General features: G+C 43.0%; 24 protein-coding genes. 19 read left to right on the forward strand and 5 right to left on the reverse strand.

The genetic code is table 11. The features are described from left to right. Positions 1–45 precede the first annotated feature (45 nt). Positions 46–468: an HIT family protein gene (locus ACI35L_RS12035; RefSeq protein ID WP_049671897.1), complete on the reverse strand. Its 423-nt coding sequence runs from the start codon at positions 466–468 to the stop codon at positions 46–48. Between the two features lie 543 nt (positions 469–1,011). On the opposite strand from ACI35L_RS12035, the gene ACI35L_RS12040 reads away from it, so the two are divergent. The 3 genes from ACI35L_RS12040 to ACI35L_RS12050 all read left to right on the forward strand — a co-directional run bounded on the left by ACI35L_RS12040 (position 1,012) and on the right by ACI35L_RS12050 (position 3,761). Then, positions 1,012–1,755 (forward strand): ABC transporter ATP-binding protein, encoded by a 744-nt coding sequence (locus tag ACI35L_RS12040; RefSeq protein ID WP_049671896.1) that lies wholly within the window; start codon positions 1,012–1,014, stop codon positions 1,753–1,755. After that, the gene (locus tag ACI35L_RS12045; RefSeq protein WP_049671895.1) at positions 1,745–2,950 is read left to right on the forward strand and encodes an ABC transporter permease; all 1,206 of its coding nucleotides are present in this window, start codon (positions 1,745–1,747) and stop codon (positions 2,948–2,950) included. Before ACI35L_RS12040 ends, ACI35L_RS12045 begins: the two co-directional genes overlap by 11 nt. Positions 2,951–3,041: 91 nt before the next feature. Continuing rightward, on the forward strand, positions 3,042–3,761 hold the full coding sequence (locus ACI35L_RS12050; protein WP_439802970.1) for an EcsC family protein: 720 nt from the start codon (positions 3,042–3,044) through the stop codon (positions 3,759–3,761). Positions 3,762–3,785: 24 nt separating this feature from the next. On the opposite strand, the gene ACI35L_RS12055 is transcribed toward ACI35L_RS12050, so the two are convergent. Both ACI35L_RS12055 and ACI35L_RS12060 read right to left on the reverse strand, forming a co-directional pair. Next, the gene (locus ACI35L_RS12055) at positions 3,786–4,970 is read right to left on the reverse strand and encodes an amidohydrolase (protein ID WP_049671893.1); all 1,185 of its coding nucleotides are present in this window, start codon (positions 4,968–4,970) and stop codon (positions 3,786–3,788) included. Positions 4,971–5,174: 204 nt separating this feature from the next. After that, complete coding sequence (locus ACI35L_RS12060) at positions 5,175–5,678, reverse strand: antibiotic biosynthesis monooxygenase family protein (RefSeq protein WP_439802971.1); 504 nt, start codon at positions 5,676–5,678, stop codon at positions 5,175–5,177. A 273-nt stretch (positions 5,679–5,951) separates the two neighbouring features. On the opposite strand from ACI35L_RS12060, the gene hemE reads away from it, so the two are divergent. The 7 genes from hemE (at position 5,952) to ACI35L_RS12095 (ending at position 13,739) form a co-directional block, all read left to right on the forward strand. After that, on the forward strand, positions 5,952–6,992 hold the full coding sequence (gene hemE, locus ACI35L_RS12065) for a uroporphyrinogen decarboxylase (RefSeq protein ID WP_049671891.1): 1,041 nt from the start codon (positions 5,952–5,954) through the stop codon (positions 6,990–6,992). A 20-nt stretch (positions 6,993–7,012) separates the two neighbouring features. Further along, on the forward strand, positions 7,013–7,948 hold the full coding sequence (gene hemH, locus ACI35L_RS12070; protein WP_049671890.1) for a ferrochelatase: 936 nt from the start codon (positions 7,013–7,015) through the stop codon (positions 7,946–7,948). A gap of 28 nt (positions 7,949–7,976) precedes the next feature. Then, positions 7,977–9,443 carry a protoporphyrinogen oxidase gene (gene hemY / locus ACI35L_RS12075; protein ID WP_439802972.1) on the forward strand — a complete coding sequence of 489 codons (1,467 nt, stop codon included), beginning with the start codon at positions 7,977–7,979 and terminating at the stop codon, positions 9,441–9,443. Positions 9,444–9,632: 189 nt separating this feature from the next. After that, positions 9,633–9,938, forward strand: a complete 306-nt coding sequence (locus ACI35L_RS12080) for a hypothetical protein (protein WP_439802973.1) — start codon at positions 9,633–9,635, stop codon at positions 9,936–9,938. A gap of 17 nt (positions 9,939–9,955) precedes the next feature. Further along, positions 9,956–10,339 carry a YbaN family protein gene (locus tag ACI35L_RS12085; RefSeq protein ID WP_439802974.1) on the forward strand — a complete coding sequence of 128 codons (384 nt, stop codon included), beginning with the start codon at positions 9,956–9,958 and terminating at the stop codon, positions 10,337–10,339. Next, positions 10,336–12,069, forward strand: a complete 1,734-nt coding sequence (locus ACI35L_RS12090; RefSeq protein ID WP_439802975.1) for an ABC transporter ATP-binding protein/permease — start codon at positions 10,336–10,338, stop codon at positions 12,067–12,069. Before ACI35L_RS12085 ends, ACI35L_RS12090 begins: the two co-directional genes overlap by 4 nt. Positions 12,070–12,074: 5 nt before the next feature. Beyond that, entirely contained in the window at positions 12,075–13,739 is a 1,665-nt protein-coding gene (locus ACI35L_RS12095; RefSeq protein WP_049671885.1) for an amino acid ABC transporter ATP-binding/permease protein, read from the forward strand. A gap of 21 nt (positions 13,740–13,760) precedes the next feature. Here ACI35L_RS12095 and ACI35L_RS12100 read toward each other — a convergent pair whose 3' ends face one another. Further along, complete coding sequence (locus tag ACI35L_RS12100) at positions 13,761–13,904, reverse strand: hypothetical protein (RefSeq protein WP_156185645.1); 144 nt, start codon at positions 13,902–13,904, stop codon at positions 13,761–13,763. Between the two features lie 153 nt (positions 13,905–14,057). Here ACI35L_RS12100 and ACI35L_RS12105 point away from each other — a divergent pair, with 153 nt between their 5' ends. The 8 genes from ACI35L_RS12105 (at position 14,058) to ACI35L_RS12140 (ending at position 20,727) form a co-directional block, all read left to right on the forward strand. Next, positions 14,058–14,633: a TetR/AcrR family transcriptional regulator gene (locus tag ACI35L_RS12105; protein ID WP_049671884.1), complete on the forward strand. Its 576-nt coding sequence runs from the start codon at positions 14,058–14,060 to the stop codon at positions 14,631–14,633. Positions 14,634–14,707: 74 nt separating this feature from the next. Further along, the gene (locus ACI35L_RS12110) at positions 14,708–16,951 is read left to right on the forward strand and encodes a YhgE/Pip family protein (protein WP_439802976.1); all 2,244 of its coding nucleotides are present in this window, start codon (positions 14,708–14,710) and stop codon (positions 16,949–16,951) included. Positions 16,952–17,204: 253 nt separating this feature from the next. Next, positions 17,205–17,855: an RDD family protein gene (locus tag ACI35L_RS12115; protein ID WP_439802977.1), complete on the forward strand. Its 651-nt coding sequence runs from the start codon at positions 17,205–17,207 to the stop codon at positions 17,853–17,855. 477 nt (positions 17,856–18,332) lie between these two features. Next, positions 18,333–18,503: a hypothetical protein gene (locus ACI35L_RS12120; RefSeq protein ID WP_439802978.1), complete on the forward strand. Its 171-nt coding sequence runs from the start codon at positions 18,333–18,335 to the stop codon at positions 18,501–18,503. A 53-nt stretch (positions 18,504–18,556) separates the two neighbouring features. Continuing rightward, positions 18,557–18,724 (forward strand): hypothetical protein, encoded by a 168-nt coding sequence (locus tag ACI35L_RS12125; RefSeq protein WP_439802979.1) that lies wholly within the window; start codon positions 18,557–18,559, stop codon positions 18,722–18,724. Between the two features lie 246 nt (positions 18,725–18,970). Then, complete coding sequence (locus tag ACI35L_RS12130; RefSeq protein ID WP_439802980.1) at positions 18,971–19,720, forward strand: hypothetical protein; 750 nt, start codon at positions 18,971–18,973, stop codon at positions 19,718–19,720. A 310-nt stretch (positions 19,721–20,030) separates the two neighbouring features. Further along, the gene (locus ACI35L_RS12135; protein ID WP_439802981.1) at positions 20,031–20,210 is read left to right on the forward strand and encodes a hypothetical protein; all 180 of its coding nucleotides are present in this window, start codon (positions 20,031–20,033) and stop codon (positions 20,208–20,210) included. 49 nt (positions 20,211–20,259) lie between these two features. Continuing rightward, the gene (locus tag ACI35L_RS12140) at positions 20,260–20,727 is read left to right on the forward strand and encodes a DUF4306 domain-containing protein (protein ID WP_439802982.1); all 468 of its coding nucleotides are present in this window, start codon (positions 20,260–20,262) and stop codon (positions 20,725–20,727) included. A 299-nt stretch (positions 20,728–21,026) separates the two neighbouring features. Here ACI35L_RS12140 and yhfH read toward each other — a convergent pair whose 3' ends face one another. Continuing rightward, positions 21,027–21,161: a protein YhfH gene (gene yhfH, locus ACI35L_RS12145; protein ID WP_082197166.1), complete on the reverse strand. Its 135-nt coding sequence runs from the start codon at positions 21,159–21,161 to the stop codon at positions 21,027–21,029. A 199-nt stretch (positions 21,162–21,360) separates the two neighbouring features. Here yhfH and ACI35L_RS12150 point away from each other — a divergent pair, with 199 nt between their 5' ends. Next, complete coding sequence (locus ACI35L_RS12150; RefSeq protein ID WP_049671877.1) at positions 21,361–22,098, forward strand: MBL fold metallo-hydrolase; 738 nt, start codon at positions 21,361–21,363, stop codon at positions 22,096–22,098.

The raw sequence follows: 22,098 nt of genomic DNA on the forward strand, positions 1-22,098 counted from the left end.
CCAACCATAAAAAAGAAGCCCCCATCCAAGGAGGCTTCCCTGTCATCAGCTAATATGCTGACCAATTGAGCTGGCAATTTGCTTGAGCTCGTCTGGTGTATATTCGCTCGTATGGGTTTTCCAAACGGCACCGAAGCCGTCCCCTTCGCCGTAGCGCGGCAATAGATGGATGTGGAAGTGGAAGACGGATTGTCCGGCATGTTCGCCATTGTTGTTAAGGACGTTCATGCCAATTGGGTTGAATTCTTGTTTGATGGCGCGTGCGATTTTTGGTACGGCCTCAAATACATGGGCTGCGATTTCTGGTGTGAGCTCGTATACGTTTTCTTTATGTATTTTCGGGATGACGAGGGTATGTCCTTTAGTTACTTGGCTGATGTCTAAAAAGGCCATTACATGTTCATCTTCATAAACCTTGGAGGAAGGGATATCCCCGTTGATGATTTTGCAGAAAATGCAATCTGACATGGCTTTACACCCTTTCTTATCGTGTTTTTTTTAGTGTAGCACAATTGCTGAAGGGAAAAAAGGACAGGTGCATGAGCTGGAAAATAAAGAGGACGCAGCATGTGCTGCGCCCCCAATAGAGAGGAAGCTTATTCCTTTGACTGGTTTTCCAGACGCTTCTTGGTACGAGTCACCCCACATCGCTTTGAGTGAAGCGACTTTTGATACCTTAATGCCATGTTTCCAACGCTACCATCCCCTTATAATTTGGATAGTCAAATTTCAGGTACTATGGCCTTTGGCGAACACCTCATTTTTTTAGAAGTTATGACTGATCTACCTTAGGGTAAAGCCTACATTATCGCGAACAAACACCCCCGCTTACTGGTTAAGTGTATGTCGTTCCTCTCTGATAATAGATTGCCCGCTTTGACAGGATATATACAATCGGTGAGAGAAATTTTAAAAAAAGATTTCGGAGCGTCACTTTTGGTGAAGGATTTTTCCGTATGAAAGGCATATTTGTTACAATATAAGAAAGAAAAAGATAAAGGAGAATGACCGATGTCATTGCTTGAAATAAACCATGTTACGGGCGGATATACGAGAACGCCTGTCCTGAAGGATGTTAGCTTTGAGGTTAAACCAAATGAACTTGTGGCACTGATTGGATTAAACGGTGCCGGAAAGTCAACGATTATTAAGCATATTATTGGGTTAATGACCCCGCGTAAAGGCGATATCAAGATAAACGACAAGAAGTTTTCCGAGGATATGGAATCATATCGGAAGCAGTTCTCTTTCATTCCAGAGACACCGATTTTATATGAGGAGCTTACGCTTGAGGAGCATTTGCGTTTGACAGCGATGGCGTATGGACTTGATGAGAAGACGTTTGAAGAGCGTTCTGCGAAATTATTGAAGGAATACCGGATGGAGAAAAGGCTGAAGTGGTTCCCTGCTCATTTCTCGAAAGGGATGAAGCAGAAGGTCATGATTATGTGTGCCTTTCTAGTGGAGCCATCGCTTTATATTGTGGATGAGCCGTTTGTTGGTCTCGATCCGCTTGCGATTCAATCCTTGCTGGATATGATGGGGGATATGAAGGAGCAGGGAGCAGGGATCCTGATGTCTACGCATATATTGGCGACAGCGGAAAAATATTGTGATTCCTTTGTTATTCTTCATGAAGGAGAAGTTAGGGCTAAAGGAAATCTCGAGGAGCTTCGCCGCCAGTTTGATATGCCGGGTGCTTCGCTTGATGATATTTATTTGCAGCTGACAAAGGAAGATCGCCATGAAGATTGAGTCATTATGGAAGGAACGCTTTAATCATTTTTTAAAGGAGACCGGTAAATACTTAAAGTATATATTCAATGGCCATTTAGTGTTTGTGATGATTATTTTGATTGGCGGAGCAGGCTATTATTACAGTGAATGGGTTAAAACCTTAACACCAGATTTTCCGGCGCCGATTATTATGGCACTCATACTTGGTCTCGTCGTGACAATCAGTCCGCTCACAACCTTTTTCCGAGATCCGGATATTGTTTTTTTGCTGCCAATTGAGACAAGGCTTGATTCGTATGTGAAGAGATCCTATGTATTCAGCTTTGTCATGCAGTTATATGTTTTGCTTATCATTCAAGCTGTTTTGACCCCGATGTATATGCAGGTAATGGGGGGGCAGGCGCTTTCATTCTTAAGTCTTCTCATTGTTTTGCTTATCCTGAAGGCGGTTAACTTGGCAGGTCGCTGGTTTGTTCTGTATGACCGGGAGCCGTATGCTCCATATGTGGATACCTTTGTGCGCTTTGCTTTGAACGGTGTGTTAGTTTATTTGATTGTAAAGGGTGCGAATGTACTTCTCATTCTGCTTGTGTTTGCTGTATTAGTTGGCTTGTGCTTGTACTATGTGAAGTCCTCTAGAAATACAGTTCTTCAATGGGAAAGGCTGATTGAGCTTGAGAATGGTAGAATGGCCGCCTTTTACCGGATTGCAAATTTATTTACGGATGTGCCGAAGCTGCGTGAGAAAATAACGGAACGCAGATGGCTGTCTGCAATCATCCGGGTGCTTTCAGGCAGAACGAAGAATCCGTTCAGCTATTTATATGCCCGTACATTTGTGCGAGCAAATGATTATTTTGGTTTATATATGCGCTTATCCATCATCGCCTTTTTGGTTGTAGCCTTTGCCGATCTGGGCTGGGGCTCAGTGTTTGTCTCAGTGCTGTTTCTTTATATGACAGGTCTGCAATTGCTGCCGATCTGGCATCATCATGACCAGAAGATGACCATCGAGCTGTATCCATACAATCCTGCATACCGCAAGAAGGCGGTTATGGATTTATTGACCATCCTAATGGTGATTCAGTGCTTTTTCTTTGCCATTGGCATATTAATTGGAGGAAGCCTTCAATTGGCTGGGCTCTCACTTATTCTAGGTCTAGCAGTCATTGTCTTTTTCAGGATGTTTGCAAGCCGTAAAATGCAGGAATAAGGGGAACTTCATTCGTGGGCTTCATCCACGCTGTTTGTTAGTAGAACCAACATTGCCTCGATATGTCTAGGAATGAAAAGGAGGAAGATGGATGTCTGACTCATATGAACGGAAGGTTATGCAAGACTTGGCCATTTGGGAGAAGAAACTTCTGGCGAAACCGAGCAGGATGGAACGGATGTCAAAGAATGCCCAGAATTTCATTAGTGCGAAGCTGCCAAAGAAGATAAATGATGCCTTCCGTCTTTCGGTTAAAGGAATGGTAGAGGGTGTGCTTGCGGGTTCTTCCTATGTGCCGAAAAAGGAGTACGGCCATGATACGCTTGCTGAGATGGATGAGGCCGCGGAGCGTACACTTGAGGCTTATCGAAGGACAGCTGTTGTCGAAGGTGCCGGTACAGGCTTTGGCGGAGGAGTTATTGCATTGGCCGATTTTCCGCTGCTTCTGTCTATCAAGGTGAATTATTTATATGCTTTGAGCAGGATTTATGGCTATAACCCGAAGGAATTAAGTGAACGGATTTTTATTCTGCTAGTCTTCCAGCTTGCCTTTTCATCTGTGGAGAAAAAGAAGGAGCTTCTTCCGATTATCCTAAATTGGGAGAAGGAAAAGGAGCAGTACGAGAATATTGATTGGGATAGCTTCCAGCAGGAGTATAGGGATGCGATTGACTTTGTCAAAATGTTTCAGCTTATCCCAGGCTTTGGCGCAGCAGTTGGCGCATATGCGAACCATCAGCTTCTGGACCAGCTTGGTGAAACGGCCCAAAATGCCTTTCGTATAAGAGTGATAGGAGAAGGAGGAGCTTAAAGGCTCCTCCTTCTTGCATTCTTATTAAAAATAGCGCCATTCCTGAAAGCCGATTGCGGCATAGCCTAGTGTTTTAGCGGCAATCAGCATTGCCTCTTCATTAAAGTCAAACATTGGGTGGTGATGAGGATACGGATAATCCGTATTTGACGGCGCTGCTCCTGTCAGGAAGAGTGCTCCCCGTACGGCCTCTAAATAATAGGAGAAATCCTCCCCAATCATGAGCGGGTCCAATGGGCGGACGTGCTGGAACCCGACTACATCCTCTGCCTTGCTGATGAGATAATCTGTTTCCTTTTCATGGTTGACGGTCGGCGGGTAACCTCTGAAGTAACGGAATTCATAATCACAATCATGTGCAGTGCATGCCCCCTTGATGATTCGCTCCATCTCCTCGATGATGAAGTCCTGCAGCTCTGTCGAAAAGGTTCGTACAGTTCCTTCTAGATAGGCTTCGCTCGGAATGATATTAAAGGCATTTCCTGCGTTGAACTGTCCGACAGAGACGACAGCTGAATCCATCGGGTTGATTTTTCTGCTTGTGATCAGTTGTAGAAGTGATACGATTTCCGTTCCTATGACGAGTGCATCCTTGGTGGTATGCGGCTCTGCCCCATGACCGCCCTTTCCCTTAATGGTAATTTGGAATCTGTCAGCCGCAGCGGTGACGGGACCAGGGCTGCAATAAATCTCACCGGTAGGATAAGGAGCCCACAAATGGGTGCCAAATATCGCGTCTACTCCATCGAGGCAACCATCCTCAATCATCGGTTTGGCGCCTCCAGGAGCCAATTCCTCTGCATGCTGGTGAATGAATACATAATTGCCAGTGAGTTGATTTTCCATTTCCTTTAATGCTTTGGCAAGAACGAGCAGCAGAGCAGTATGTCCATCATGTCCACAGGCATGCATCACGCCTTTTACAGTTGAACGATATGGGACCTGCTTTTCATCCTGAATGGGCAGTGCGTCAAAGTCGGCGCGCAGTGCAACAGTCCGTCCGGGCTGTTTTCCCTCAATTGTGGCTACGATTCCTCCGCCGCCTACACCTGTGCGAACAGGTATGTTCAGCTTTTTGTAATATGTTTGGATAAATTGAACAGTCTTCCTCTCCTGGAAGGAAAGCTCTGGGTTCATGTGAAGGTGACGGCGGATGGAAATCATTTCGTCATAATACTGCTCGAGTTTTTGATTAAGAATCTCTTCCATTTTCCTTCCTCCCCTAACGTGCATCTTACTACCTTATTCACAGATTTTACCATTTTTAAACTATCTACAGCTCTCATCTGGAAATGACTAAATATACGGAACTGAATACGCTCATTATAGCAGAAGCTCCTGTTATAAAGGAGATTTGTTCCATTTTGGGCATGAAAAAGGAAGCTCCATGAATCGGAAGCTTCCTTTCTTTGTCTAATCCTTATCTTTATCCTTGTAGGCATGCAAGGTAGTTGTGTACGGTTTTCCTGTAAAAAGGACTTGGGTGTTAAAGAGGCTTTCCAATTTCTTATTTGTGAAGATTTTAGCCTGGTCAAATCGTGCGTAATCCTGCTCTTTCGACCAGTTAGTCAAAACCACATAGGAGTCAGATGAAATCGGACGAAGCAATCGGTAGGCACGGAGACCAGGCTGTTCGGGGATATGTTGGGCCGCCTTCTTTAAATCTTGCTCAAAGGAAGGGCGGTCCTCCGGTGAGACAGGGATATAGTGCAAGGAGAAGAAGCCCTCCTGCTTTAATTGTCCAGACTGTTCAATGACTTCAAATGTACGAGGGGATTGAAAGAAGCTTTTCCCGCTGCTTTCATGAAGAAGCATGGATGTGCTCGGGTTATTTAATAAGATCGTCTTGGAGGATGAATGCTTTTGTTGAATGATTTTCAAAAATGACAATGTACCTGACGTAATATAGAAGTTCATCGTTTGCCCCCTGTTTAAATATTTTAGTATAATGGAGTCGCAATTGAGAATAGTTGGTCTCGCTACGTTATTTTGGATATTTTACCTCCGTAAATATCCTCATAAACTGTGAGAGTAAATGATAGATAGAATAAATAAGACGATTTAATGACAGTTCGACAGGTTTCATATACAACTTGAATATGAAAGGATATAGTTGTTATTGATGCCTAATTCTAACAATGTGTATACGAAAATTAAATAGAATGAAGATGACGAAAGGTGGAACAGCATTTGGCGAAAAAATTCAATGATACCTTCCTTAAAGCTGCCCGGAACGAAAAGGTTGATTACACGCCGGTCTGGTATATGAGACAGGCTGGTCGCTCACAGCCGGAATATAGGAAGATCAAAGAGAAGTACTCTTTATTTGAAATAACCCATCAGCCTGAATTGGCCGCTTATGTAACAAGACTCCCAGTTGAACAATATGATGTGGACGCTGCCATCCTCTATAAGGATATCATGAGTCCTCTCCCTGGGATAGGTGTTCAAGTTGATATTAAATCAGGCATTGGTCCTGTTATCTCCAACCCTATCAGAACCCTTGGGGATGTAGAAAGACTCGGGGAATTGAACCCGGAGGAACATATTCCTTATATCCTTGAAACAATCAAATTGTTGACAGAGGAACAATTGAACGTTCCGTTAATCGGATTCTCTGGAGCCCCGTTCACCATTGCCAGTTATATGGTTGAGGGAGGACCGTCCAAGAACTATACGAAAACAAAAGCGCTTATGTATGGAGATCCAAAAGCATGGTTTATGTTAATGGACAAGCTTGCCGACATGATCATTGTTTACGTGAAGGCTCAAATCAAAGCCGGTGCCAGAGCTATTCAAATTTTTGATTCCTGGGTCGGTGCACTAAATGTACAGGATTATCACTATTATATTAAGCCAATCATGACAAGAATATTCACAGAATTGAGAGAAGAAAATGTCCCGTTGATTATGTTTGGAGTTGGAGCCTCTCATCTTGCACTTGAATGGAATTCCTTGCCTCTTGATGTCGTAGGACTAGACTGGAGGCTGTCGATACCAGAGGCACGAGAGCTTGGAGTAGATAAGGTTGTTCAAGGAAATCTTGACCCAGCCCTATTGAAGGCCCCGTGGGATGTAATCGAGAAGAAAGCAAGCGAGATTATTGACCAAGGGATTCAGCATCCAGGACATATCTTTAACCTTGGACACGGAGTATTCCCAAGTGTTGACCCAGATGTATTAAAGAGACTCACCGCTTTCATCCATGAGTATTCTGCAAGAATGAAATAATGATAAAGGGGATTCGTATAATGTCTGAACGCAAACAAGTCGGCCTATTAGTCATGGCCTATGGAACACCTTATAAAGAAGAAGATATTGAACGTTATTATACACATATCCGTCATGGCAGAAAGCCGTCAGAGGAAAGCCTTGAGGATTTGAAATCAAGATATGTTGCTATTGGCGGACTTTCTCCACTAGCAAAGACGACTGAAGAACAAACTGCTGCCCTTGAGAAAGCCATGAATGAAGCACAGGATGAGGTAGAATATGTTGCCTATATTGGTTTGAAGCATATTGAACCCTTCATTGAGGATGCTGTGAAGAAAATGCATAATGATGGCATTACAGAGGCAGTTAGTATTGTACTGGCACCTCATTATTCCACATTCAGCATTAAGTCTTATAATGGACGTGCCAAAGAAGAGGCAGCTAAATATGGAATCAACATTTCCTCTGTTGAAAGCTGGTATACACAGCCTAAATTTGTTCAGTATTGGGTAGATAAGGTGAAAGAAACATTTGCCCAAATGCCTGAAGAAGAAAGAGCAAATGCAGCCTTAATCGTTTCTGCCCATAGCTTACCTGAGAAAATTATCAGTATGGGCGATCCATATGCTGATCAATTGGCTGAAACAGCTAAATTAATTGCTGAAGGAGCAGGTGTGGAGAATTATGCGGTCGGCTGGCAAAGTGCCGGACAAACACCCGAGCCTTGGCTTGGTCCAGATGTACAGGATTTAACAAGGGATTTGCATGAAGAAAAAGGCTATAAAGCTTTTGTCTATACGCCGGTAGGATTTGTGGCTGAGCATTTGGAAGTTCTGTATGACAATGATTATGAGTGCAAGGTCGTAACGGATGAGGTTGGTGCCGCATACTACCGTCCAGCCATGCCAAACACTGATCCATTGTTTGTGCAAGCCATGGTAGATGCTATTGCTGAATTAACGGTACGCAAGTAATCATTTCGGAAAAGAGAAGGGGATACAGGTGGACTCAAACAACCAACAGATAGCAATCATTGGCGGAGGACTGACAGGATTGGCGGCAGCCTTTTATCTGCAAAGGAAAATCGAAGAAGAGCATCTGCCGTATCGCGTGGTTCTAATAGAGAGCTCTGATCGTCTTGGCGGTAAGATGCAGACGGTTGAAAGAGATGGTTTCGTCATCGAACGGGGCCCGGATTCCTTTTTAGCCCGCAAGAAAAGTATGACACAGTTAGCCAAGGATGTCGGGATAGAAGGGACCATTGTTCCGAATTCAACCGGGCAATCTTATATCTTGATTGATGATGAGCTTCTTCCAATTCCAGGCGGAGCTGTGATGGGTATCCCGACTGAAATCAGCCCCTTCATCAAAAGCCGCCTATTCTCACCAGCTGGGAAGGTGAGAGCTGCAATGGATCTTGTTCTGCCGCGTTCAAAGGAAACTGGTGATCAGCCTCTCGGTCCTTTCCTGAGAAGGAGGCTTGGTGATGAGGTAGTAGAAAACCTTGTTGAGCCGCTCATGTCGGGTATTTATGCAGGGGATCTCGACCAATTGAGCATCTTATCAACATTTCCTGATATGCTGGAAACCGAGCAAAAGCATCGGAGCCTTATCCTTGGAACGAAGAAGAACCGCTCGAGGAAGGAAGCTCCAAAGACAGAGAAGGATGTCAAGAAGACAGATCACCGTATCGGGATGTTCCGTACATTCGAAAAAGGCCTTCAATCACTCATTAATGCGATTGAAGCTCAGCTTCCGCCTGAGATGGTGCGTAAGAATCTCGCGGTTGAGAGTGTAACGAAGCAAGCTCAAGGATATACCATTGAATTGAGCAATGGGGAATTCATGCAGGCAGCTGCCATGATTGTAACAACGCCGCATCAAGCTATCCCGCACATGTTTCCCGATTATTCATTCTTCAAGCCGTTTCAGCATATGCCGTCGACATCAGTTGCAACTGTGTCACTCGCATTTGATGAGCAGGCAGTTAAGCAGGACATTAACGGGACAGGATTTGTTGTCTCGCGCAATAGCCCTTGCCGCATAACGGCTTGCACGTGGACACATAAAAAGTGGCCGCATTCTACTCCAAAAGGCAAGGTACTTCTCCGCTGCTATGTCGGCAGACCAGGCGATGAAGGGGTTGTTGACCTGTCCGATGAGGAAATTGTTCAGCTTGTTCTGAAGGATTTGAATCATATTATGAATATTACAGAAGAACCGCAATTCTCGGTGGTGAGCCGCTGGAGAGAGGCAATGCCGCAATACAAAGTCGGGCATATTTCTACTCTCAGAAAGGTTGAGAGCTTGATGAACGTAGAGCTTCCTGGCGTTTATTTAGCAGGAGCCTCTCATAAAGGGGTAGGCATGCCGGATTGTATTGATCAAGGTGTCGCTGCTGTTGGGAAGGTTCTTAATCATATGAAACAACAAGCCAATGTTGAAAAAGAATTGGCCAGCATGCGCTAAACAGATGGAGAGATGTCATGAACCCGCTAAATAGATGGGTTTCACGGCATCTTTTTTTCGTTAGAAATGCATTCTTCAATCGCTGTAAAGTTAACAAAAAAATGTAATTTTAACACATGCATTGACAGTGAGAATCATTATCAATAATCTTAATATAGTAATTAGTTACATAGTGTAGGTGGGTGACAAATGGTGTTGATGATGATTCATAAACTTGGATTGATGCTGGCCATCATATTTGGTTTCGTTTATTTAGCTAAACGTACGGAGCCCCTCAAATGGCTTCATCGAATCTTTGGTTTATTAACGATTGTAAGCTTTATTGTATATATTATTGTGAAAAATTTCACGAATTCTGGTTATATCTTATATGCTTTGCTGTTACTGGCGGCAAGCTTAATTCCTTATTTGTATAAGAGAAGGGCTAAAACGGCTGTGCACTTAAGCCTGGTGGCAGCGTCTATCGTTTGGCTTGTGCTGATTCATGTAGTTTAGGAGAGGTGAAAACCGAGATGAAAAAGAAAGTATTCTTCCTATTAGGGTGGCTTTTTACCGGGTTGGGCTTGATTGGTGTCGTACTGCCGCTGCTGCCAACGACTCCGTTTATTCTGTTGGCTGCTGCCCTTTTCGCAAAGAGCTCAGAGCGCTGTGAACGCTGGCTCAAACAATCACGTGTTTATAAAAGATATGCGGTGCCGTTTCTCGAGGCAGGCGGCTTGAGTTTGAAGAAGAAGGTCGAACTGCTTATGACCGTCTATGCCCTGCTGCTGTTGAGCGGTATAGTGATAGCCAATACACATGTACGGATTTTCTTGGCTGTACTGGCGATTGTAAAGCTCATTGTTATCTGCCGCATGCCGACGATTGATAAGAAAAAGGATATGGTGAATTTATGATTCAAAAGGAAATGCTGCAATTCGCGAAAAAATATAAAGTATTTCATATTGTCCTCTGGATAACCGTTCTGCAAATCATCAATCTTTGTGTAAATATTTTGCTCGCCTTTCAAATTGCCAGTGTGCTCAGTGACTTGATGTTTGCGGAAGAATGGACAATCACAGGAAAATTCACAGGTCTCATTGCCTTTTTATTAGTAGTGAAGGCCGTTTGCCATTACATATCGACTTATTTGACCCATTATACTTCCCATCAGTTGAAATATGTGATTCGAAGGGATTTGTTCAAAAATGTGCTGTCTTTAAAGCCAGCGCAAGTAACGAAGCTTGAAATCAGTAAAATCAGTCAGCTGAGTGTGGAAGGAATCGAGAATATTGAGGTCTACTACAGCCGCTATCTCCCTCAGTTTGCATACAGTATTCTTGCTCCGATGATTTTGTTTGTTCCTTTATCAGCCGTCAGCTGGAAGATTGCCCTAGTCTTGATGATCAGCGTCTATCTCATCCCTGTTGCTATCGTTGCTGGGGTGAAGATTGGCAAGAAAGTGTTTCGTACCTATTGGAATAAGTATTTAAATGTCGGAAAGCGATTTGTTGAAGGCGTGCAAGGTCTGCCTATATTGAAAATGTATGAGGGGGACCGGGAATATCAACAAATGATGGACCGGGAGTCAGAGGATTTCCGTCGGATGACGATGCGGGTGCTGACGATGCAGCTGCAATCCATTACTATTATGGATCTAATCGCATATGGCGGTACGGCAATTGGAATCGCGCTGTCTGTGGGCAGTTACCAAAACGGGAACATTTCCTTCTTAGGCTTTGTCTGTTTTGCTTTGCTTGCAGTCGAATTCTTCCTGCCGATGCGTTTACTCGGCTCTTACTTTCATGTGGGCTTGAATGGCGTAAGTGCGATGGAGGAATTGCAGCATCTTATTCAATTGCCGGTGGAAAATGAAAAGGCAGCTGTATGCACAGATATAGAGGGAAGCATGATGGTCCAGCAGCTATCCTACACCTATCCGCAATCATCAAGTACGATAAAAATGGACTTCCTTGTCCTTAAAAAAGGGCATTTAACTGGAATTGCCGGGGTATCTGGTTCAGGGAAAACGACCCTCAGTCATTTGCTGCAGCGTTTCATTGAGCCGGATGAGGGAGCTGTATTCCTAGGCTCTGCCAATCTTGCAGAGCTGTCCACTGAAGTCATTCATCAGTATATCGGCAGCGTTGCCAGCCAGTCGCATCTCTTTGAAGGGACTATTCTTTCCAATCTGCAAATGGCTAAGGATTCATTGACAGAGGAAGAAGCCAATGACATGCTGGCTTTTGTCCGATTGCCAGAATTCCAAGGTAGATTAGAGAAGCCTGTTCTCAGTGAAGGAGCGAACCTCTCAAGCGGGCAAAAGCAAAAGCTTGCGGTAGCCCGAATGCTCCTGCAAGACCCTGAGGTCATGATCTTTGACGAAGCAACAGCCAATATGGACCAGCAGAGTGAGAGGGAGATTATGGAAACCATCGCTCTGCTGAAAGAGAAGGGCAAGACGGTCATTGTCATTACCCATCATCTTCAAAATCTTGTACAGGCAGACTCCATTTTCGTCATGGAGAATGGAGAGGTTGCTGAACAGGGCACCCATCAGGTGCTTCTTCAAAAAGGCGGGGTATATGCTGGCCTATGGGAAGAACAGCAATCATTAAATACACTTCGTGATAATGTAGGAGCGTAGAGAGTATGGAGAAATTAACCTTTAAAGAACTTCGGCAGCTTGTCAGCCTCTTAAAACCATTGCTGCCTTTAATGCTTCTGACCATAGCATTAGGTACATTAGGCTATTTGGCGATTACAGCCATAAGCTTTGCTGGCGGGATGGGTGTTCTGCAGATCGCGGGAATTCGAGAATACGGCTCATTGAAGCTTCTGATATACGCCATTCTTCTTGCAGGTGTCTTACGGGCGGTCTTTCGTCTTAGCGAGCAATACTGCACCCATTATATCGCCTTTCGCCTTCTTGCCATCATTCGCGAGAAAGTATTTAAACAGCTGCGGCTCTTGACGGAAAACCAGTTAAAGGAGATTCGCAAGGGTGAATTGATGAACATTGTGACAAAGGATGTCGAGCTCCTCGAGGTCTTTTATGCCCATACGATTGCTCCTGTGTTCATTTGGATTGCTACTATGATTGTTTATGGTGCTATGTTATATAGCTTGCATCCATTATATGCGTTGATTGGGGTGATCAGTTACTGGGTGATTGGCTATCTTATTCCGGTGGCGGTGTACCGCTTTGGACAGAGATCTGCTGAGGTTTACCGCACGAAGCAGGGGATGCTGAGCAGCTTCTTAATGGACTCATTGAAGGGAATAAAGGAAATCATTATCTTTGGGAAAAAGAATCATACTCTTCATTCCATTGACACATACAGTCATGAGCTGAATGGTACGACGAAGAATTTAAAAAGACATGAAGGGCTATTGAAAGCTTTAACTGATACAATGATTTATCTAACTGTTTTTGTACAGCTATTCACATCTGTCTATTTCATTACGGAAAGGGAAGCCCACATGGGAGCTGTTCTGCTTGCTATGCTTGTCTTGTTCTCCTCCTTCGGTCCAAGCCTTGCTCTTTCGCAATTAAGTGCGAGTCTTGTCCATACGTCCGCCAGTGCGAAACGCGTTCTCCGTCTTCTCAATTTGAAACCGGATATCCTCTATAGCGGAAGAAAGAAGCTTGATCAGGTGGAGACGATCCGCTTTGAAGATGTGAAATTTGGGTATGAAAATGGCCGGGAGTTATACAGACATGTTAATCTGACTTTTCATAAGGGAGAGATTACCGCCATTAGAGGAGCGAATGGTACGGGTAAATCAACGCTTATTTCTTTACTGCTGCAAAATCTGAGACCGCTTGAGGGAAATGTCTATATAAATGATGAGCTTGCTATGTGTTATTCTCATGAGAGTCTCCGTCAAAATATTGGTCTAGTAACAGCCTCCACTACGGTGTTCACAGATACACTGCGGAATAATCTGACCCTCTATCAAAAGGGATACACAGATGAGCAGATTAAACAAGCCTGCTTCAAGGCAGGCCTCTCCGAATATGTAGAGAGTCTGCCGAAAGGTCTGGATACATTTATGGAGGAATACGCGGCCAATATGTCGAGCGGACAAGTGCAGCGTATCGCCTTAGCGAGGATGTTCCTGAAGGATTCCCCTATTTTCATTCTCGATGAGCCGACCAGCAATCTTGATGCCTTGAACGAAAAAGCGGTACTGGCGACAATCAAACGTCATGCAGCCGATAAGGTGGTTCTCTTAATCAGCCATAATGAGGATGTATGGGAACTGGCTGATCAAGTGTACAAAATAGAAAATAAAATGATTCAAACAGCGTAATGAAAGGAGAGCCGTCTTTTATTAGAGGCTCTCTTTCTCTTTGTCTGAATTACCCGTTGGGAAGATGAATTTTTGCTGCAGCTTGTGGAAATAGTAAGAGATGAGAGCTTCAGTGAATAGAAAGATGAGATAGATTCCAACTGCTGCTAAGATCCATTTCAGCATATTGTCCCTCCTTGTTCTTTTCTTTATTTACCCAGCTGACACAAAAATAATAGTGTATCTAATTACTTGACGAGACACGCAGATTTTGATAATGTATTATTCATATTTTAAATTGACCAGATTGTTCATTTGGTCAATAACCGAGGTGAGGGAATGGCTGTTGACAGAAGAAAGCTGATTCTTGACGCAGCAATACATAGCTTCAGCAATTATGGCTATAAAGCGACGACGATGGATCAAGTATCAAGGAGCGCCAACGTCGGGAAGGGAACAATCTATACCTTTTTCAAGACGAAGGAGGATTTGTTCCGAGAGGTTGTTAGCATGATTATCCTCGAGATGAATGCTGAGGCAGAGGATGCGATCAAAAGCGATAACACAACACTTGAGAATGTTCATGCCATTCTGTGTCGGCTTCTAACATTTCGAAAGTCCCATCAGCTGACGGCCAAACTTATTATGGAGGCCAAAGAGATTGGAACACCAGCCGTACTTGAGGCTGTAGATGAATTGGAAGAGCATATCCTCCAAGCCATCAGGAGGAAAGTGGATAAAGCCATCAAGATGAAGGAAATTCGAGAATGTGACCCGAATTTAACAGCCTTTATCATTGTTAAAATGTATAAGGCACTTATTTATGATTGGGAAGAAAAGCATGAACCGTTGTCTGAAGAGGAAATAGCAAACTATTTTAAATTATATTTATTTGAAGGGTTGTCTTATGCATAGGCAGCCTGTTATTTGGACCACAATGACTAAAATTCAATATTGGTCATTAAGTTTTGGGGTAGGAGGGATAAAGCATGAATGCTTTTAAGCTATGGCTGGCAGAATGGAAGGACATCTTTAAAAGCAAGATGATGGCCATCTCGTTAATTGCGATCATATTCCTTCCGATTATTTATGCCGGTGTATTCCTATGGGCCTTCTGGGATCCCTATGGAAATATTGAAAAACTGCCGGTAGCTATCGTCAATCTTGATAAAGGCTCTGACTTTGAGGGCGATCATCTTACTTTGGGCAAGGATTTGACAGAAAATTTGAAGGAGGATAAATCCTTCAACTATACATTCGTTGACAAGGATGAAGCCTACGAGGGTCTTGAAAATAATGAATATTATTTAATTGTTCAAATACCCGAGAATTTCTCCAAGAATGCTACAACCTTGCTTGATGAAAAGCCTGAGAAACTCGAGTTGGTCTATGTGCCAAACCAGTCCTTGAACTATACGGCTTCGAAGATTTCGGAATCCGGTATTGAGAAAATTAAGGAGGCCATTTCAGATGAGGTTAGTGAAACCTATGCTGAAACGATTTTTGAAAAGGTGACGGAAATGGCTGATGGGTACGCTGAAGCAGGTGATGGAGCCTCCAAGCTTCAAGATGGAATCGGCAAGCTGGGCGATGGCGCAGCGGAAATTAAGACCAATCTTGAAACCTTGGCAAGCTCTCAGCTTGACCTGACAAAGGGAGCATCCACCCTTGAGGAAGGGGCGAAGGAGCTCGCAGATAAAACAGCTGAATTAGCTGATGGCGTTAATGAGCTGAGTAATGGAAAAAACCAATTATATGAGGGTGTGCAGTCCTCTCAAAGCGGAGCAGCCGCTTTAGCCGATGGAATCACGGAGTTTAATTCCGGCTTGGCAAGTGCAAGCGGAAAGTTTGCTGATATCCAAACAGGAGCCAATACACTATCTAGCGGATTGAGCAGCCTCGAGGAGCAAACAAATCAATTAGGCAATGCAGCAAGCGGGATTACCTCCCTGCAGCAGGGTGCCAGTGATTTGCATACTGGAATTGTTCAACTAAATGAGCAATTGACAGCCTTGCTGGATTCCTTGCCATTAACAGATGAGCAGAAGCAAGCGTATATCGCTCAATTATCTGCACTGGAACAAGGCAGTGCCCAAGTATCAGCGGGGACGCAGCAGCTTCCAGGCGGGGATCAGCTGGCAGCACTTGCTGGAGCGGTATCTCAATTACAGGATGGCTCTGAAACATTGGCATCAGGAATTGGGCAATTCAATGACCAGGCTTTAAGCCCGTTGGCTCAAGCCGGAACCCAGCTTGAAACCGGTGCAAATCAGCTTGCTGAAGGGCAAAAGACCTTGCTCTCCGGCTTCGATACCTTTAATGCTGGCTTCAGTCAGGTTCAAACTGGAACAGAGAAGCTTTCTAGCGGGGCATCAAAGCTTGCGAACGGTACAACCGAGCTGAAGGAGGGTGCAAGCCAGATTGCAGATGGTTCCTCTCAATTAGCGGACGGATCTGGTGCGCTTGTTGATGGAACAGGAGAGTTGAAGGACGGATCAAGCGAATTAACGGATGCCTTGAAGGATGCTGCAGAGGAAGGAAGCTCTGTTAAGGCGGACAATAAAACCTATGAAATGATGGCAAGCCCGGTTAAAACAGATAAAGAGGTCGTAAATGGGGAAGTGCCTAACTATGGAACCGGCTTAACTCCATACTTCTTATCAATGGGACTATTCGTCGGGGCCTTGCTCTTGACGGTGGTTTATCCGATGAAGGATCCGGCGCGTAAACCAAAATCATTCTTTGGATGGTTCTTGAGCAAATTCGGTGTCATCATCATCGTTGGATTGCTGCAAGCCCTTATCGCGACAGGAATTATCCTTTATGCGCTTGATTTAGAGGTCCAAAGTGTACCTCTTCTGTTCTTGATGGCATGCGCGATGAGCATCACCTGCATGTCAATCATACAATTCCTTGTGACAGCCATGGGCGACCCAGGGCGTTTCATCGCGATTATTATGCTTATCCTTCAATTAACAACCAGTGCTGGAACCTTCCCATTAGAATTGATTCCAGACACCTTGCAGGATATCAATGCCTGGCTGCCGATGACTTATTCTGTCCGAGGCTTTAAAGCAGTCATCTCAAGCGGAAATTTCGACTATATGTGGCAAAATATCGGGGTGCTCGGTATATTCACCGCTGTCTCCATTACCGGGACCTTGCTGACATTGGCGTGGAAATATCGCCGTCTCCGTACAAAGAAATGGACGGAAAGTCAGCTGACAGTTTAATAGATAAATTGATTTCAAGAATGAGGCCCTTTAGCAATCGGTTATTTTATTGCTAAAGGGTCTTTTGCTGTTGACCTTTTTCGTCAAGAGTATAGGTGGAAACTTCTGTTCTAGAGAAGATGAAATTCAAAAATTGCTTAATAAATACGTTTGAAGCTTTTGATCTTTCGCACCTTACATTTTCCTTATTTTTCCGATATACTAGTGCACGGACTTATCAATAGAAAGATCGTTACTAAAGGGGGAAGATGATTTGAATCAACCAGCAGGCTTCTGGATTCGCTCTGGTGCAGCCCTTCTCGATGGGCTTTTATTTTTGGTCCTCGGTTTTCTCTGTTTTATTCTCTTCTCTGAAAGCGCAGCTACGAAATTGATTAATTCATTATTTGATGCCTATCGTTTCTTGCTCCCGGCGTTGTGGTACGGGTACACTGTCGGGAAACGAGCTCTAGGTATTCGAATTATCCGCACGGACGGAAGAAATGTGGGTTTTTGGAATATGATGAGGAGAAATATTCTTGGCGGGTTGTTATATCTTTCGCCATTATTGATTGCTCTTATCGTCTGTTACGCTATATTAGGCCAGCAGAATGTCGAGTTGTTTTTGTCTGATAAGACTGTTTGGCTGGAGTCAGATGCCGGGATTAGGCTGGTGGATGAACGAACAAGTGAGGTTCATCAAATAGAAGGATTAAATGCGGCGTCTATTGCCTTAGAAATCGGGACCTTTAGCCTCTTTGGCCTCATTTTGGTATCTGGGCTGATGGTCGGTATCCGAAAAGACAAACGTAGTCTGCATGATTGGGTCGCGGGGACCTATGTGACTAGAAGCCGTCCTGAAGATCATGATAGGCTTTTTCCTCATGAGGAAGAAGCTGTTCCAGTAGACAAAGTGAATATATGAAGAGGCCTCTTTTATTGAGACTTGCCTGTTCACTTAACGAGGGTATTACTCCAAGAAGGATTAATACCTTTTTTGTTGAACTCCTTATTATAAAGTGAAATATGAAAGGAGGTGAATACATTGAAACAATTTAAAGATTTTTTTCCAATCCTATTAACCTTCGTATTGTTCTTAATGGCATTATTTATTTTCTTTGTATACCGGTCTCCGAACTTAAATCTATGGAATCTCATTTTCTTGTATATTTTGATCGACATTGGATTTTTGGTGTCGTTAATTTTGGGAGCCAAATCTAAAATAAGCGCTGTAAAAGTGTTTAGCATCCTTTCGAATATGGCATTAATGATTCCATTATCCATATTAATCTATCTACTACTATTGGCAAATGGTATGTCTGAACCATAGAAGTACTCTTTCATTCTGGGAATTAATTATAGGACAGCAGATGATATATGCATGAACAAGGGAGAGATTTTAATGAAGAAAGTCTATTTCTTACACGGTTTTATGGGGACGGCTGAAACACATTTTACAGATCAGATAGCTTATTTCGAAGATAAGCATGCTGTTGGATATACCGGAGCATGGAATGCACCTGTTGAAGCCTCTATTTTGAGGAAACTCTTAATTACGTTATTACTCAAATGAAGAATTAAGGGGAAGGATTTATAGCCGGGTGATCATGAGGAGCTTCCTTAGCCATGCATAGTGCTTTAAGAGTGCCAGAGTTCATGAACGGTATTGTCCTTACAGGTTATGCACCGTTCATTCCCGAAGAGCTAGAAGGGATTATGGAGAAACAATATGAATATTTCTCAAATATTGAAGAGAATGATGCAAATATAGCGTATAGCATATTCAAAGCATAAGGATACCAATGCTCATCCTGAATGGCGGGAATGAATGATATGAGGTAGAAGCAGCTGCCTATATCAAAAAAATGAAAGCGGATAGTAAGGTTGGATTGGTTCCGAATGCTGGGCATACAGCTAATATTGAACAGCCAGAAATCTATCATATAATGCTTGATAATTTTTTGGAAGTTGTTTTATCGGAAACAATTTCGAAATAAGAGCAATCGCTTTATTACTATCGCGGAAAACTGGGGGAGAAGAATGAAACAAATATACGCTTTTGAAAGGGAAGAGGAGTTTGTAAAGTATCGAGATGTTACTCAAAGATTTGGCGAGAAACTGAGTGAATACCAAGCCATACTTGAGCAACAATATGGTCTAACAGAATTACCAAAAGGCATTTTATGGACTAGCGAAGAATTGGCAACGACGGTTTTTTCAAATATCCCCATACCAGCCTATACGAATAAAGATCTAATCTATATGTCTCCTGATGTGAAAAGTTGGAGGAGAATTCTTCTGAGCCAATTAGACGGAAAGGATCTTCCGGATGTTCAGGAATTTTATGAAAATTACTCTGAAAATCAGGTGTTTATTATATTAGCACATGAACTAACTCACCATTCTGATTTATTCTTGGATGAATTTGATGATGAAAGTGAAAATGGGATATGGTTCGAGGAAGGGATGTGTTTTTATCTGCCTAGGAAAATTCTATTAAGTGAGAAGGAATTTAACGAAATAACCAATACGGAGATCCAATTATTTGAAGCGTTCAAAGACAAATATGGAAAACATTCATTAGAAGATTTCGGAAGTCTTTCATATCAAGGCAGCCTTTCAAGTATTATGTTTGATTATTGGAGAAGTTATCTTTCTGTAAAGTATTTAGTAGAGGAACGTGCCAATAATAATGTAAAACAGGTCTTTAATACATATCATCAATGGGATAGAGAAGGTAGAAAGGTTCCATTGACGGAATACTTTGGAATTGAGTCCTTATTGAAGTAACAGAATAATAGGAGGAAAGACTGTCAGATTGATGGTCTTTTCTTATGCTGCTAAAGGGAAGCATTCTTGTAATAGATGAAGAATGTGGGGGAAGTATGTGAAACAATGTATTTAGAGTGAATAGACCCCCTTATTAGAGAAAAGGGATCGGTTTGTTTTGGAAGTTTAAAGGACTATTTCATCTAAGCAGAGAATTATTCAGGTAGTGCCGGACATTTAGTTGATCCAGGATGAGCTGGGTGTAGCAGTACCGCTTCTTAATGGGGAAAAACATATCCCATTTCTTATACATAAAGACATACATCTAGATATGATGTTATTGAAGGAATATCTTCATTCGTCTCTAGAATCATCTCGACTTGCTTTGTTCGGCGATATTCAAGTTCATTATGTCTTACAGGATGAACCAAAACTAAAGAAAATGGTGATAGATGCAATGATTCATATGAAGCTCTATGATGAAGCCAATCGACTGACGAAGGATTGTTAATTTCCTTTGCCTATTATTTTATAAGAAGATAAAAGAAGGAGGCCGTACTATGAGAAAGCAATTATCGTTACACCTTCCAATTGCTTTGTTCTTTCTCATCTTTTCGCTGTTTGGAACATGGTATGAGGGAAGCAATATTTTGGAGAACTCTTTTGAGTGGGGGGATTCAGCTCCTTTCTCCACCCTATTTCATGGACCTTTAACCTCTGAAGCAGATATTATGCAAGTGGATTTCTTTGTTTATGCAAGCAAGTTTTATCCTTTCTTCCCAACTGTATTGTTGTTGAGTGTGCTGTACCTGTTAACTGTATTAGGAGTGTGTACTATTGAGGATAGAAGAAGGAGAATTTTATTTTTTCGTATCTATACGGTCTGCCTGTTAGTTGTTCTCGCTGCGGTTCAATTACAGCATGTGGATACGAAGTATTATTATACATCATGTCTTTTCATTGGCATTGGGGTCAATTGTCTGCTTAGTGTAAGAAATAATAGGCGTTTAGCAGCTATGAAAGGATAGGGACAAATCTAATTAGCAGGGAATAGCTCCCGGTAATTTGTATACAATAAGTCAAGCTGCTTCCTAATCAGAAGCGGCTTTTTTATTTTTACAATGATTAAACTGGAGTAATTCACTTATGATGACAGTATTTCTGCTTCAATGCAAAAAAAACAGGCTTCTTTGAAAGCCTGGCTTTGCATTCTGCAAATTAGAGGGAATTTTGAATGAACCAAGACTGTTGTACAGTCCATTTCACACCAACCTAACATAGGGGGATGCTTGCGCATTTATAATCAAGGGATTATTCCCGTTGATTCTCATTCAGATACATGACGCAGGCATCGATCACAGACGATTCCGTAGCATTCGTGCTGTTCTTCGATATTTTCACCACATTCAGCGCATTTCTTTGGGGGCAAGTTTCTGAAGAATTCCATTACGTTTCGTACCATGCTCATAACCTCCGTTTAATTGATTTATAACAGTTTGTTATTTTCTGAAACTGTTATATAACTATTTGTTAATAACAGTGTATTATAACAGATATGGAATGTCAACACTGTTTTAAAACAATTTTGAAAAAGATGAAAAAATAGGCATTTTAGTTTATAGTGATTAAGGGAGATAGCTCGTTTTGTAAGGAGGAATTCGATGCAATTAACGGTGATTGGTTACTGGGGCGGGTTTCCTGCTGCAGGTGAAGCCAGCACAGGATACTTATTGGAACATGAGGGCTTTAAGCTGTTGCTTGATTGCGGAAGCGGGGTTTTATCAAAGCTTCAATCCTACGTCTCGCCTAGTGAGCTTGATGCGGTTTTGCTGACCCATTCTCATCCTGATCATACAGCTGATATTGGTGTTTTACAGCATGCGCTTTTGATTGGACATATGTCTGGCGGTCAGGAGAAATGTCTGCCAATCTATACCCATTCAGAGGAGCAGGGATTTATCGAAACACTTCAGTACAAAGCCTATACAGAATGGAAGCCGATAGAAGAGGACGTGCCATCCCAAATCGGTCCGTTTTCGGTTCGTGCGATGAAAACGAAGCACTCTGTTCCATGCCTGGCTTATCGAATCGAGGCAGGAGGGCGTGTATTCGGATTTACGGGAGATACGGCTTTTAAAGAGGACTTTGCATCCTTCTTTCAAGGGGCACATGTGCTGCTAAGCGAGTGTAACTTCTACAAAGGAATGGATGCAGCGGAGCGTGCCGGCCATCTAACGAGTGAGCATGCTGCCATGATTGCGAGGGATGCAGGAGCAGAACGGTTGATCCTAACGCATCTTCCGCATTTTGGGGATGTGAAGCAGCTGAAGGTTGAGGCAGCGGCAGTTTTCAGTGGAGAAATTGGACTGGCCAGCACTGGACTGACAATCGAAATATAA

The organism is Pradoshia sp. (assembly GCF_051873915.1).
Lineage (GTDB): Bacteria > Bacillota > Bacilli > Bacillales > Pradoshiaceae > Pradoshia.

What these genes read in the sequence shown, in the direction of transcription:
- ACI35L_RS12090 (WP_439802975.1), top strand. Translation starts at nt 10,336, where the DNA reads ATGATTCAAAAGGAAATGCTGCAATTCGCGAAAAAATATAAAGTATTT.
- ACI35L_RS12140 (WP_439802982.1), top strand. Translation starts at nt 20,260, where the DNA reads ATGAGAAAGCAATTATCGTTACACCTTCCAATTGCTTTGTTCTTTCTC.
- ACI35L_RS12080 (WP_439802973.1), top strand. Translation starts at nt 9,633, where the DNA reads ATGGTGTTGATGATGATTCATAAACTTGGATTGATGCTGGCCATCATA.
- ACI35L_RS12125 (WP_439802979.1), top strand. Translation starts at nt 18,557, where the DNA reads ATGCATAGTGCTTTAAGAGTGCCAGAGTTCATGAACGGTATTGTCCTT.
- hemH (WP_049671890.1), top strand. Translation starts at nt 7,013, where the DNA reads ATGTCTGAACGCAAACAAGTCGGCCTATTAGTCATGGCCTATGGAACA.
- ACI35L_RS12060 (WP_439802971.1), bottom strand. Translation starts at nt 5,678, where the DNA reads ATGAACTTCTATATTACGTCAGGTACATTGTCATTTTTGAAAATCATT.
- ACI35L_RS12100 (WP_156185645.1), bottom strand. Translation starts at nt 13,904, where the DNA reads ATGCTGAAATGGATCTTAGCAGCAGTTGGAATCTATCTCATCTTTCTA.
- ACI35L_RS12055 (WP_049671893.1), bottom strand. Translation starts at nt 4,970, where the DNA reads ATGGAAGAGATTCTTAATCAAAAACTCGAGCAGTATTATGACGAAATG.
- ACI35L_RS12150 (WP_049671877.1), top strand. Translation starts at nt 21,361, where the DNA reads ATGCAATTAACGGTGATTGGTTACTGGGGCGGGTTTCCTGCTGCAGGT.
- ACI35L_RS12050 (WP_439802970.1), top strand. Translation starts at nt 3,042, where the DNA reads ATGTCTGACTCATATGAACGGAAGGTTATGCAAGACTTGGCCATTTGG.
- ACI35L_RS12045 (WP_049671895.1), top strand. Translation starts at nt 1,745, where the DNA reads ATGAAGATTGAGTCATTATGGAAGGAACGCTTTAATCATTTTTTAAAG.
- ACI35L_RS12040 (WP_049671896.1), top strand. Translation starts at nt 1,012, where the DNA reads ATGTCATTGCTTGAAATAAACCATGTTACGGGCGGATATACGAGAACG.
- ACI35L_RS12085 (WP_439802974.1), top strand. Translation starts at nt 9,956, where the DNA reads ATGAAAAAGAAAGTATTCTTCCTATTAGGGTGGCTTTTTACCGGGTTG.
- yhfH (WP_082197166.1), bottom strand. Translation starts at nt 21,161, where the DNA reads ATGGTACGAAACGTAATGGAATTCTTCAGAAACTTGCCCCCAAAGAAA.
- ACI35L_RS12110 (WP_439802976.1), top strand. Translation starts at nt 14,708, where the DNA reads ATGAATGCTTTTAAGCTATGGCTGGCAGAATGGAAGGACATCTTTAAA.
- ACI35L_RS12095 (WP_049671885.1), top strand. Translation starts at nt 12,075, where the DNA reads ATGGAGAAATTAACCTTTAAAGAACTTCGGCAGCTTGTCAGCCTCTTA.
- ACI35L_RS12130 (WP_439802980.1), top strand. Translation starts at nt 18,971, where the DNA reads ATGAAACAAATATACGCTTTTGAAAGGGAAGAGGAGTTTGTAAAGTAT.
- ACI35L_RS12120 (WP_439802978.1), top strand. Translation starts at nt 18,333, where the DNA reads ATGAAGAAAGTCTATTTCTTACACGGTTTTATGGGGACGGCTGAAACA.
- ACI35L_RS12035 (WP_049671897.1), bottom strand. Translation starts at nt 468, where the DNA reads ATGTCAGATTGCATTTTCTGCAAAATCATCAACGGGGATATCCCTTCC.
- ACI35L_RS12105 (WP_049671884.1), top strand. Translation starts at nt 14,058, where the DNA reads ATGGCTGTTGACAGAAGAAAGCTGATTCTTGACGCAGCAATACATAGC.
- ACI35L_RS12135 (WP_439802981.1), top strand. Translation starts at nt 20,031, where the DNA reads ATGATGTTATTGAAGGAATATCTTCATTCGTCTCTAGAATCATCTCGA.